At 74.0% G+C, this 12,250-nt stretch carries 9 protein-coding genes; 4 read left to right on the top strand and 5 right to left on the bottom strand.

The window, feature by feature from the left end; all coding sequences use genetic code 11:
- Positions 1-16: 16 nt before the first annotated feature.
- From DQE82_RS17240 to DQE82_RS17230, 3 genes are read left to right on the top strand one after another with little or no spacing between them, the layout of a single operon-like run.
- Positions 17-1,297, top strand: a complete 1,281-nt coding sequence (locus tag DQE82_RS17240; protein WP_113973205.1) for an O-antigen ligase — start codon at positions 17-19, stop codon at positions 1,295-1,297.
- Entirely contained in the window at positions 1,294-2,616 is a 1,323-nt protein-coding gene (locus DQE82_RS17235) for an oligosaccharide flippase family protein (RefSeq protein WP_147265142.1), read from the top strand. Before DQE82_RS17240 ends, DQE82_RS17235 begins: the two co-directional genes overlap by 4 nt.
- A gap of 54 nt (positions 2,617-2,670) precedes the next feature.
- Positions 2,671-4,017, top strand: coding sequence for a glycosyltransferase (locus tag DQE82_RS17230; RefSeq protein WP_113973203.1), 1,347 nt, complete (start codon positions 2,671-2,673; stop codon positions 4,015-4,017).
- Between the two features lie 40 nt (positions 4,018-4,057).
- Here the strand turns inward: DQE82_RS17230 and DQE82_RS17225 are convergent, their stop codons facing one another.
- From DQE82_RS17225 to DQE82_RS17215, 3 genes are read right to left on the bottom strand one after another with little or no spacing between them, the layout of a single operon-like run.
- Positions 4,058-5,278 (bottom strand): glycosyltransferase, encoded by a 1,221-nt coding sequence (locus DQE82_RS17225; RefSeq protein ID WP_069089940.1) that lies wholly within the window; start codon positions 5,276-5,278, stop codon positions 4,058-4,060.
- Entirely contained in the window at positions 5,278-6,486 is a 1,209-nt protein-coding gene (locus tag DQE82_RS17220; RefSeq protein WP_113973202.1) for a glycosyltransferase family 4 protein, read from the bottom strand. The genes DQE82_RS17225 and DQE82_RS17220 overlap by 1 nt, the downstream gene beginning before the upstream one ends.
- Positions 6,483-7,613 (bottom strand): DegT/DnrJ/EryC1/StrS aminotransferase family protein, encoded by a 1,131-nt coding sequence (locus DQE82_RS17215; RefSeq protein WP_069089938.1) that lies wholly within the window; start codon positions 7,611-7,613, stop codon positions 6,483-6,485. The genes DQE82_RS17220 and DQE82_RS17215 overlap by 4 nt, the downstream gene beginning before the upstream one ends.
- Positions 7,614-7,827: 214 nt before the next feature.
- Between DQE82_RS17215 and DQE82_RS17210 the strand changes: the two genes are divergently transcribed.
- Positions 7,828-8,838, top strand: coding sequence for a DUF389 domain-containing protein (locus DQE82_RS17210; RefSeq protein ID WP_113973201.1), 1,011 nt, complete (start codon positions 7,828-7,830; stop codon positions 8,836-8,838).
- Here the strand turns inward: DQE82_RS17210 and DQE82_RS17205 are convergent.
- Complete coding sequence (locus DQE82_RS17205; protein WP_043325086.1) at positions 8,801-9,235, bottom strand: hypothetical protein; 435 nt, start codon at positions 9,233-9,235, stop codon at positions 8,801-8,803. The two genes, DQE82_RS17210 and DQE82_RS17205, sit on opposite strands and share 38 nt — an antisense overlap.
- Before the next feature lie 431 nt (positions 9,236-9,666).
- Positions 9,667-12,177, bottom strand: a complete 2,511-nt coding sequence (locus tag DQE82_RS17200) for a Tex family protein (RefSeq protein ID WP_113973409.1) — start codon at positions 12,175-12,177, stop codon at positions 9,667-9,669.
- Positions 12,178-12,250 lie beyond the last annotated feature (73 nt).

Genomic DNA, 12,250 nt, shown 5'->3' with positions numbered 1-12,250 from the left:
AGGAGGCTCGAACGTGATGGTGATGCAGGACAGCCGCCGGTCGTCGGCGATCGGCACGGTCCGCGGCCCCGGTGGGCCCGCAGGACCGGAGACACCGGTACGGCGCACGGGTGGTGTCGTATCGACGGTGCTGCGCGCCACCGCCGTGGTGCTGGTGCTCAACTTCGACCAGTTCCCGCGCATGGTCGGCCGCGGGTTCCTGATCGCCGCGGTGGTGCTCGCGGTCCCGTTGCTCCTGCACGAGCTGCTCCGTCCGGCCTCGCGGTCCCGGACAGTGATCTTCTGGACCCTCGTGGTCTTCGGCGTCCTCGCCTTGCCGGGAATCCTGCACCCGCCGGAGACGGACTACGGCCGGCAGAAGTTCCTGCTGCTCATGACGCTGACCGTGTTCGCCACGGCGGCGGTGGCGGTGCTGCACGGGCGGCGTGACGTCGAGATGTTCGCCGCCGTCTTCGTCCTGTCGGGGGTGGTGCTCGCGATCGCCACGCTCAACGGTGATCCGCAGGACGGCCGGGCCGACGGCTTCGGCTCCAACCCGATCTGGCTGGCCCGGGCAATCGGCGGTGCGCTCGTCGCTCTCACCTGGCTCTATCTGCGCAAACGGGTGGCGGCGTGGTGGGCGGCGGGCCTGGCGGTGCTGCTCGGCCTCGGTCTTCTGGCGACCGGCTCCCGGGGACCGCTGCTGGCCACTGTGGTGGCCCTCTTCGTCCTGGTGCTGGCCGGGTTCCGCCTGAAGATCCGGCGGGGCCGGCGTGAGTGGGTAGGTCTGGGCCTGATGGGCGGCCTGGTGCTCGCCGTCATCGCCCTGCCGTCGCTGCTGCCGCCCCGGGTGTACGCGCTCCTGGTCGATCCGAGCGAGGAGATGTTCGGCACCGCCCGAGCGGAGATGCGGGAGGTCAGCGTGCCGATGATCGCCGAGAATCCGGGCGGCGTCGGCTACGGCAACTGGGGCGACTACTCCGGCATGCTCGTGCACAACTATCCGCACAACCTGTGGCTGGAGCTGCCGGCCGAGGCGGGCTGGCTGGTGGGCGGGGCCTTCATCCTGGCCACCGTGGTCGTCGCGGCGGGGCTCTGGCGCGCAACCAGGCGTGATCCGGTGGCTGGGTTCGTCCTGGCCGTGCTGGCCTTCAACGTGGTGGCGGTGTCGACGTCCGGGGACGTGAACGCCGGTCGTCCGCTCTTCGCCGCGTTGGCCCTCGGCGTGCTCGTGCTGGCCGGGGCGACACTGCCCGCCGGGGTGCGGGCTCGCGCCGGGCGGACGCGGCCGGTCGACCGCCCGGGGGTCGCTGGGTGAGGTGGCGGGCGCGGCTCGCCATGTCGAGCGGGCGGCGCGGAGTGCTCGGCATCGCCGCCGGGTCGGCCGGCGGTCAACTGCTGGCGCTGGCCGCGGTCCCGTTGCTCGCGAGGCTCTACCGCCCGGCTGACTTCGGCGTGCTCGCCGTGGTCGCCGCGCTCGTGCTCACAGTGGGCACGGTGGCCGCGCTCCGGTTCGAGATGGCCGTTCCGCTTCCCGAGCGGGAGGAGGACGCGCGCGCGCTGGTGCGGCTCGGCCTCGTCGCGGCCGCCGGCACGGCGATCCTGGCATCGGCGGTCGTCCTGCTGGCGGGGGACCGGGCGGCGCTCTGGTTCGGTCAGCCCGAACTGGCCCGCTGGCTCTGGGTGGTGCCGCCCTCCGCCGCCGCGATGGGTGTCGTCCTCGTGCTGAACCAGTTCGCGGTGCGGCACCGTCGTTACGGCGCGATCGGCCGGCGCAACCTCTTCCAGTCCGTGGCGGTGGTGGTCACCCAGATCGTGGCCGGAGTGGCGGGACTTCGCCCCGGTGGCCTGGCGCTCGGCTTCGGGTTCGGTCAGGTCGCGGCCGCCGCGGTCCTGCTCCGGGACGCCCGTCGACGCGGCGCGACCGCCCCGGCCGGCCGGCGGCCGCCACGCCTGCTGGCGGTCGCACGCCGGTACCGGCGGTTCCCGTTCCTCCTGGCCCCGTCCGGTCTGCTCAACGTCCTCGGCACGCAGTTGCCGGTGCTGCTCATCGCCTACTGGTACGGCTCGGCGGTGGCCGGCTGGCTGGGACTGACCCAGCGGGTGCTCGCCATGCCCGCCGCGCTCGTGGCGTCCGCGGTGGCCCAGGTCTACCTGGGGGAGATCGCCCGGATCGCCAGGGAGCAGCCCCGGAGCGGCCGGCGCGCGTTTCTCCGCGCCAGCCGGAGGCTGGCGCTGGTCGCCGGTCCCGGCGCGCTCCTCGTGGTGGTCGGCGCGCCCGCGGCCTTCAGCCTGGTCTTCGGCGCGCAGTGGCACAGCAGCGGCGCCTATGCCCAGGCCCTGGCCGTCTTCATGGCGGCGCAACTCGTGGTCTCTCCGCTGTCGCAGACGCTTGTCGTGTTCGAACGACAGGGTCTTCAGCTCGCCTGGGACGCGGGCCGCGTCGCGCTGGTGGCGGGAGCCGTGTCCGTGGTGGCTCTGGTCGGCGGGTCACCGCTGACCGCGGTGTGGGCGTTCGGGGTGTCCGGCGCGCTGGCGTACGGCGTCGGGTGGCTGATGTCGCTGCGGGTCGTGACGGCGGCCGGCCGAGACCGCGGTCGTCCCCGCCCCGCACCGCAACTCGTGTCGCAGGGGTGAGGCGTTCGACACCTTTCGTCATTTCTTGTCCGGGAAGAAATCGTTTATCCCTACATGACGAACGACCTGCATCCGGAGCCGGCACCGCGCCTGCTGATCGTCTCGTACCACTTCCCACCGGCGGAGACCGTCGGCGCCCGTCGTCCCGCGGCCCTCGCGGCGTTCGCGGCACGACAGGGGTGGGACGTCCGGGTCCTGACAGCGGTCGGGGCGAACCAGGGCACGGTTCCCGTCCCGGTGCCCGAGGAACGCCTGATCCGGGTCGCGCCGTCACCACGGCTGCCACGGCCCGGCCGAGGCGGGGGCGGCGCGGTGACCGGCGGCGGAACAGCGTCGCCATCCCGGCTCCGGCGGATCCGCGCCGGCGCCGATCGCCTCCTGGTGAAGGTCGGCATGGAGCTGTTGCTGCCGGACCCGCAGCTCAACTGGATCCGTCCACCGGCGCGCACCTTCGACCGGGCCGCCGCGGGCTGGCGCCCGGACGTCATCCTGGCGTCCGGCCCGCCCTTCTCCGGGTTCGTGGTGGCCGCGACGCTCGCCCGGCGGTTCCGGGCGCCCTGGGTCGCGGACTACCGGGATCTGTGGTCGGTCGGCAACGACCACTGGGTCCGGACAGCGCTACGCCGAGCGGTCGACAAGAGGCTGGAGCGGCGAGTGCTGCGGACGGTCGCGGCGTGCGTGACGGTCTCGGAGCCGCTGGCCGACACGATCCACCACACGTTCGGGGTGCGGACGCATGTGGTGATGAACGGCATCGACCGTCGGCCGGTGCCGGCGGAGTCCGCCGCGACTCCCGCCGGCGTCGATGCGTCGGCGGCCACTCTGACGCTCGCACACACCGGTTACATCTATCCGGGCAGGCGTGACCCGGGCCCGCTCGTCGACGCGATCGCCCTGCTCGGCGCGGACGCCGCTCGGGTGCATGTGATCTTCGCGGGGGAGGACCACGGCATCACCCGCGCCGCCGCGGAGCGGGCCGGCGTGGCCGACTCCGTCACGCTGCTCGGCCCGGTCTCGCCGGAGAAGTCGTGGCGGATCCAGGCCGACGCGGACGCGCTGGTCCTGCTCATGTGGAACGATCCGCGGGACGCCGGCACGATGACCGGCAAGATCTTCGACTATCTCCAGGCCCGCCGCCCCGTCCTTCTGCTCGGTTACGAGAACGGCGTGGCCGCACGCCTGCTGCGCGAACGCGGCGCGGGCGTCGTGGCGAACGAACCGGCCGCGATCGCGTCCCAGTTGCGGGAGTGGCTGGCCGTGAAGGAGCGGACCGGGCGGGTGCCGGCCGTGCCGGCCACCGCGCTGGACGGACTGTTCCGGGAGGATCAGCTCGGCCGCTACCTCGACATCCTCCGGGACGCCGCCGGACCGGGCGAGCCTGCTCGTCGTCCCGTCCGCTGACGTCCGGCGCCCCGCATCATCAGGCGCGGGGCACCGGACGTCAGCGCCGGGACGGAAGCGGGGCCGGTACCCGCCCGCCCACCCGGCCGGCGGCGGTCTCGGCGACGGTCCGGTAGAACGACGCCCGGCGGGCGTCCAGCGTCTCGGCGGAGAAGTCGCGGGCCCGGCGCAGGTTGCGGGCCGAGGCGTCTGCGAGCCGACGCGGGTCGGCCAGCATCGCGGTGACGGCGCCGGCCAGAGCGGCCGGGTCGTCGGGTGGAACCAGGCACTCCGGATCGAGCAACTCCGGGATGCCCCCGGCGGTCGAACCGATCGCCGGGAGCGCCCGGGCCATCGCCTCGATGAGCGCCCGGGGCAGGCCCTCGGTGCGGGACGGCATCACGAACAGGTCGGCCGCGTCCAGTTGGCGGCGGACCGCGTCGGCGTCGGGCAGCGGACCGGTGAACCTCACCCGGTCGGCCACTCCCGACCGGTCGGCCAACCGCTCCAGGTGGGGGCGGTAGGCGCCCACGCCGACATGCACGAGCCGAGCCCGGGGACCGTCGGCGGGCATCAGCGCCAACGCGGAGACGAGCGTGTCGATCCCCTTGTAGAGCTGTTCGAGCGAGCCGACGGAAACCACTGTCGCCTCGTCCGGGAGCCGCCGGACCGGCCGGGCCCGCGGCACGAACGCCGCCGGCGGCAGGTCGACGCTGGAGATGCCGGCCGTGGGCGTGGTCGGCAACGTGGGATACCGGCGTTGCAGGCGCCGTTCCGTCTCGTACGCCACCGCGGCGGCCTCGCGGCACTGCCCGCGCAGCGTCCGGGTGGACAGCGTGCGCAGCAGCGGCCGCAGCGGATGCCGGACGACTCCCGGGGCGAGCACGTCGTACGGATCGCCGATCACTTCGAGCGCGTACGGGAGCCGCGCCCGGCTACGCGCCCGGGCCAGCAGTGAGCCGATCGGTGACGGTACCCGGAGCACCACGGCGTCCGCTGGTTCCGCAGCGGCGCTCACCGCCGCGGCGATCGCCCGCCGCCCGAGCAGGTAACCCCGGGGCCCGACGTAGTACGGCAACGCCCACACCTCGACGCCGTCCCCGTCGACCCGGGCCGCGGCCTCCGGCCGTCGGTCGACGTCCCGGACCCGGGCGGCGACGCGCACCCGGTCGAAGGCGACCAGGTAGCGTCGCCAGATCGAGTTGTCCGGCCCGGCCTCGACCCACACCGCGCCGTCGGGAGTCCGGGTGAAGCGCGACTCGGACGTCACCACGACCCGCATCAGGATCTCCCACCGGTGCGGCAGACGGCCTCCACCACGTCGGCGACGTCGGCGGCCGCCACCTGGTTGTCGAAGTGCCGCAGGGCGAACTGCTGGGCCCGCTCACCGCGCAGGCGGAGCCGTCCGTCGGTGAACTCCCGGTGGGCCTGCTCCAGTCCGGCGACCAGCGCGGCCACGTCGTTGCGCGGCACCACCCAGCCGGTCGTCTCGTCGACCGTCTCGGGCAGACCGCCGGCGTCGCTGACGATGCTGGGCACCCCGGTGGCTCCCGCCTCACAGGCGGCGCCGTGTCCCTCGGACAGCGAGGGACTGACGCTCACGTCGGCGGCGCGGTAGCAGGCCCGGACGTCCGACACCGACGTCAACCACGTCACGCTCGGATCGCGATCGACCCCGAAACGCCCGATCAACTCGCGGCGATGCGCCTCGCCGGCCGCCGAGAAACCGGCGCCCACCAGGAGCAGCCGGGCGTCCGGGTGGGCGGCGCGGAACTCGCGCCACGCCGCCAGCAGCACGTCGTGTCCCTTGATGCCGCGGCCCTGGTGGACCAGCTTCCGGGGTGGATAGACGTAGGCGACCATGATGACGACGAACGCGTCCTCCTCGATGCCGAGTTCGGCGCGCGCCTTCGCCCGTACCTCCCGCCGGCCGGTCGAGCCCTCCAGATCGGCGAAGTGCGCGGTCCGGGCGCCGTAGGTGACGACCGGGCGCCGGGGCGCGGGACATCCGAGCGCGCCGTAGAGGCCGGAGGTGTGGCCGGTGCCGCAGATGGTGACGTGGTCGAGCCGCCACAACGCCCGCTCGACCAGCTTGATCAGCGGAGACTCCAGGTACAGCGGCCCGGCCACCATGTGCACCCGCCGCAGCGGCATGCGTAGGCTCGCGAAGCGGGCGGCGAGCGCTGACGCGTACAGGTGGTACTTCAGGACGTCCGGGCGGAGCCGGCCGATCAGGCGGCGCAGCCGCCACAGGTCCCGCAGCGTCGACGGGCGCGGCCGGAAGCGGAAGTCGAACGGCGAGTCGTGCACCTCGACACCTCGCTGCCGCAGCTCCCCCGTGAGCCGCCCGGTCTCGCGCGGCAGGATCGCCACGACCTCGTGCCCGCGGCGGCGGAGTTCCTCCACCTGCGGGACGATCCAGAGTCCACCCTGGTCGGTCTTGAGCAGGACGGCGATCCGCAGCGGGCGCGTGCCCGCGCCGGCCGTCACCGGGCGTCCAGGAACTGCTCGACGGCGCCGATGACCCGCGCCAGGCGGCCGTCGTCCAGGACGGAGCCGCTGGGTAGCGTGAGGCCCTGGGCGAACAGGCGGTCCGAGGCGCCCGTCACGACCGATCGGCACCCGGCGAAAACCGGCTGCCGGTGCATCGGCTTCCACACGTGCCGGGTCTCGATGTCCCGCGCGGCCAGGTGGGCCCCGAGTTCCGCCGCCGCCCACCCGGTCCGTTCGGGGTCGACCACGATGCTGGTCAGCCAGCAGTTCGAGCCTTCGTCCCCGTCCCCGAGCAGGCGGACCCCGGGCACGCCGGAGAACAGCTTGGCGTACCGTTCGCGCACCAGGCGGCGCCGGCGCATCATCCCGTCCAGCCGGTGCAGCTGGGCGCGGCCGAGGGCGGCGAGCAGGTTGCTGAGCCGGTAGTTGTAGCCCACGTCGACGTGCTCGTAGTGCGGGACGGGCTCGCGTGCCTGGGTGGCCAGGTGCCGGCAGCGGGCCAGCAACGCCTCGTCGTCGGAGAGCAGCATGCCCCCACCGGACGTTGTGATGATCTTGTTGCCGTTGAACGACAGCGCGCTGAGCCGCCCGAAGGAGGCGGCCGGACGCCCGCGGTAGGTCGCGCCGAGCGCCTGCGCGGCGTCCTCGACCACCGGTACGCCCGCCGCCTCGCACACCGGCAGCAGCGCGTCGTAGTCGGCGCAGGTGCCGAACATGTCCGCGATCAGTACCGCGGCGACCTTCTCGCCGGATCGGCGCAGCACGCCGAGCATCTCGGCGAGCGCTGCCACGTCCATGTTTCCGGTCGCCGGGTCGCAGTCGACGAAGACGGGTTCGGCGCCGGTGTAGACCGCGGCGTTGGCGGTGGCCGCGAACGTCATCGTCGGCGCCACCACCACGCTTCCCGGTCCGGCCCCCAGGGCGAGCAGGGCGAGGTGCAGCGCGGACGTGCCGGAGTTCAGGGCCAGCGCGCCGGCCGTCCCGACGCGGTCCGCGACCTCCCGCTCGAACGCCTCCACCTCGGGGCCGAGCGGCGCGACCCAACCGGAGCGGATCGCGCGGAGCACGTAGGACTCCTCCAGGGGCCCGACATCGGGCGGGGAAAGGTAGATCCGGCCGGTCATCGAGCCTCCGTCCCCGCAGCGGGATCACGGTCGTGGCAGCGAAGGGTCACGGACGGTAAAACGGGACAACCGGCAAGGAGTGATGGCGTACGCCGTGTTCGTGCCGAAAAGCACACGATCGTGCCGCGCGACGCCGTCGAGCCGGGAACCGCTGAGCCCGGGAACGAGTAGAGTTCGGCGGCCCCGCCAGGAATCAACGATCCGGGAGTCCCGAGTGCTGCACCTGAGGGTGATCGCGCCGCGCGACCAGTCGTCGGCGGTCGTGGAGCTGCTGGCCGCCGACCCCGGCGTCACGCACCTCGTGGTGCTGCCCGGCGCCGCCCGCCAGCCCGCGGGTGACTACGTCACCTGCGACGTGGTCCGGGAGAGCGCCGACGGCGTACTGAGCCGGCTACAAGAACTCGGTGTCGAGGCGCGCGGGGCGATCGCCGCCGACGACGTCGAGCTGACCCTGTCCGAGGCGGCCGACCGGGCCGCCGAAGAAGCCCCCGGCCACGGCGAGGACGCCGTGGTGTGGGACGAGATCGCCGCGAAGACCGGCGAGCAGACGGTGCTCACCGGCACGTTCCTCGCCCTGATCGTGGTGGCCACCATGATCGCCGGAATCGGCGTGCTGCTGGACCAGCCCATCCTGATCGTCGGCGCGATGGTGGTCGGCCCGGAGTTCGGTCCGCTCGCCGCGCTCTGCGTGGCGTTGCTGCGGCGTCAGCCGCGCGTGGTCGGCCACTCGGTCAAGGCGCTGACGGTCGGTTTCCTCGTCGCCATGGCGGCCACCGCGCTGAGCACCTGGGCGCTCACCGCGGCCGGCCTGGTCGACCGGGAGATGCTGCTCGCGGAACGGCCGATGACCGACTTCATCTGGCGTCCGGACGCGTTGTCCTGGGTGGTGGGCCTGCTCGCCGGCGTGGCCGGCATGCTGTCGCTGACCTCGAAGAAGTCCGGCTCGCTCGTGGGTGTGCTGATCTCGGTGACCACAGTGCCGGCGGCGGCGAACGTGGCCGTCGCGTCCGCGTACGGCGTGTGGCACGAGGCCGCCGGCTCCGCCCTCCAACTGGTGATCAACCTGGCCGCGATCGTGCTCGCCGGGCTGCTCACGCTCGTGGTCCAGCTGTGCTGGTGGCGGCACGTCGCCCGGCGGGCCGCGCACGCGGTGCCCCGGCAGCGGGCAGACCGGCGTCCGGCCCCGGTCAGCGCCAGTCGTCGCCCGCGTCGAGACGACGGCTGAGCAGGGTCGCCAGCGGCACCGACTCGCCGTCCCGGCCGCCTCGGCCGACCACGAGCGGCGGCGGACTGGGCGGCGGGTCCGCCCCGAGCAGCCGCGCCCGCAGGCCCGGCGGCACGGTGAGCAGGTAGAAACGCCCGTCGGTGTCCACCGCGCGGCTGTGCGCCCGGTCCACGTACCAGCCGGTGATCCGCGTGCGGTAGCGACCGCGCCCGTCGTGCCCGGTCGCGGTCAGCCGGCCGGCGCGCAGCCCGCGCCGCAGCGCCTCGGCGGCGAACCGGGCCACCAGCTCCGCGGCCTCCGCCTGCTCGGCCTCGCGTTCGCGGGCGGCGGCCTCCGCGTGCGCCCGCACCGCGTGGCGTCGCCGCTCCCGCCACCGCTCGTCGTCCTCACCGCCCACGACCGCGAGGGTACGCGGAACCGGCCCCGCCCGGCGCACAGGCCGTCGGGCCCGGCGCGCGCACCGCCGAGGCTGCGGTGATCAAGGGGTTTGTGTCAGTCGAACGCCCCGAACAGGCCACAAGCTCCTTGGTCGACAACGCGCTTGGTGAGTGGTGTTCGCGGCTCCGGCAGGCGTGACCCGTCCCTTTCCCGGCGCGCTGCCCGGTGTGATCAACTCCAGCTCGCCGAAGTGGTGGTGTCGCGGAGCCTCTGATGCCACCACCTCGGCGAGATCGTGTTGATCAAGGGTTCCATGCCGGTGCCTCGGCCCGTCCCCGCGGCCGTCGCCCTGCCGGGGCGCGTGACCGCGACACGGGCCGGCGCGTCGCTGTTCCCCGGCGGGGCTGCCGGGCTGAGGCGTTCGTGACCTCGGCCCGGCAGCGGGACGTGTCAGGCCAGGCCGGCGCGGCGCAGCGCCTCCGCCATGGCGTCGTTGACCGGGGCGCCGCCACCGCGCCCGGGCCGCTGCTGCTGGCCACCGCGCGACGTGCCGCCCTGTCCGCCACCGCGTTGCCCGCCGCCGCCCGAGCCGCCGCGTTGGCCGCCTCCGCTCTGCCCGCCGCCCGAGCCGCCGCGCTGGCCGCCCTGCTGGCCACCACCGCGCTGCCCGTTCTGCTGGCCGCCGATGCGTCCCTGGCCGCCGCCGCGTGGCCCGCCGCCCTGACCGCCCCGGTCCCGTCGGCCGTCGCCGCCCGCCGGGCGCCCGCCGCCGGCCGGCGCCTCGTCGTCCAGCCGCAGCGTCAGCGAGATCCGCTTGCGCGGCACGTCCACGTCGAGCACCCGGACCTTCACCACGTCGCCGGACTTCACCACGTCGCGCGGGTCCTTGACGAACGTGTGCGACATGGCCGAGACGTGCACCAGACCGTCCTGGTGCACGCCCACGTCGACGAACGCGCCGAACGCGGCCACGTTCGTGACCACGCCCTCCAGCACCATGCCCGGCGTCAGGTCGCTGATCTTCTCGACGCCCTCGACGAACGTGGCGGTGCGGAACTCGGGGCGCGGGTCGCGGCCGGGCTTCTCCAGCTCGGCCAGGATGTCGGTGACTGTGGGCAGGCCGAACGTGTCGTCGACGAAGTCGGTCGCGCGCAGGCCGCGCAGGATCGCCGACTTCCCGATCAGCGCGCGCAGGTCCTGCCCGGTGGAGGAGAGGATGCGGCGCACCACCGGGTACGCCTCGGGGTGCACGCTGGAGGAGTCCAGCGGGTCGTCGCCGCCGGGGATGCGCAGGAAGCCCGCGCACTGCTCGAACGCCTTCGGCCCGAGCCGGGGCACCTTCTTCAGCTCCGCCCGGGTGCGGAACGGCCCGTTGGCGTCGCGGTGCAGCACGATGTTCTCGGCCAGCCCGGCGCCGATGCCGGACACCCGGGTGAGCAGCGGCGCGGAGGCGGTGTTGACGTCCACGCCGACCGCGTTGACGCAGTCCTCCACGACCGCGTCGAGCGAGCGGGACAGCTTCACCTCGGACAGGTCGTGCTGGTACTGCCCGACGCCGATCGACCGCGGGTCGATCTTCACCAGCTCGGCCAGCGGGTCCTGGAGACGGCGGGCGATCGACACCGCGCCGCGCAGCGAGACGTCCAGGCCGGGCAGCTCCTGCGAGGCGTACGCGGAGGCGGAGTAGACCGACGCGCCCGCCTCGGAGACCACCACCTTCGTCAGCTTCAGCTCGGGGTGCTGTTTGATCAGGTCGGCGGCGAGCTTGTCGGTCTCCCGGCTGGCGGTGCCGTTGCCGATCGCGACCAGTTCGACGCCGTGCGCGGCGGCGAGCGTGGCGAGCGTGTGCAGCGAGGCGTCCCACTGCCGGCGCGGCTCGTGCGGGTAGATCGTGTCGGTGGCGACCACCTTGCCGGTGGCGTCGACGACCGCCACCTTCACACCGGTGCGCAGGCCCGGGTCCAGACCCATGGTGGGACGCGCGCCGGCCGGCGCCGCCAGCAGCAGGTCACGCAGGTTGGTGGCGAAGACCCGCACGGCCTCCTCCTCGGCCGCCTGCCACAGCCGCATCCGCAGGTCCGCGCCGAGGTGGATGAGGATCCGGGTGCGCCAGGCCCAGCGCACCGTGTCGGCCAGCCACTTGTCGGCGGGCCGTCCCTGGTCGCTGACGCCGAAGCGTCCCGCCACGGCGGCCTCGTACCGGCTGGGGCCCGGGTTCGCGTCGGCGTCCCCGTCGGCCTCCGGATCCATGGTCAGCTCCAGCACGCCCTCCTTCTCGCCCCGGAACATGGCGAGGATGCGGTGCGAGGGCAGCTTCGGGTACGGCTCGGCGAAGTCGAAGTAGTCGGCGAACTTCGCCCCGGCGGTTTCCTGACCCTCGCGTACCCGGGAGACCAGCCGGCCCCGCGACCACATCTGCTCGCGCAGCGTGCCGATCAGGTCGGCGTCCTCGGCGAAGCGCTCGATCAGGATGGCCCGCGCGCCGTCCAGCGCGGCGGCGGCGTCCGCGACGCCCTTGTCCGGGTCGGCGAACCCGGCGGCGACCGCCTTCGGGTCCTGCGCCGGGTCGGCGAGCAGCGTGTCCGCGAGCGGCTCCAGCCCGGCCTCGCGGGCGATCTGCGCGCGGGTGCGCCGCTTCGGCTTGTAGGGCAGGTAGATGTCCTCCAGGCGCGACTTCGAGTCGGCGGCGAGGATCTGCGCCTCCAGCGCCTCGTCGAGCTTGCCCTGGCTGCGGATCGACTCCAGCACCGCCGCGCGCCGCTCGTCCAGCTCGCGCAGGTAGCGCAGGCGCTCCTCCAGTGTGCGCAGCTGCGCGTCGTCGAGCAGGCCGGTGGCCTCCTTGCGGTAGCGGGCGATGAACGGCACTGTGGCGCCGCCGTCGAGCAGCTCGACTGCTGCCCGCACCTGACGTTCGGCGACGCCGAGTTCCTCGGCGATCCGCTGGTGCACTGACTGGGTCACGATCTGATCCGCCTTCTCGGGTGGGTTCCCGTGCATTCTGCCGTCCCGGTGCGACGCCGGCGTCCGCGCCCGT

The organism is Micromonospora sp. LHW51205 (assembly GCF_003315815.1).
GTDB classification, from domain to species: domain Bacteria; phylum Actinomycetota; class Actinomycetes; order Mycobacteriales; family Micromonosporaceae; genus Micromonospora; species Micromonospora chalcea.
This window is presented reverse-complemented; position numbering and strand designations above follow the sequence as displayed.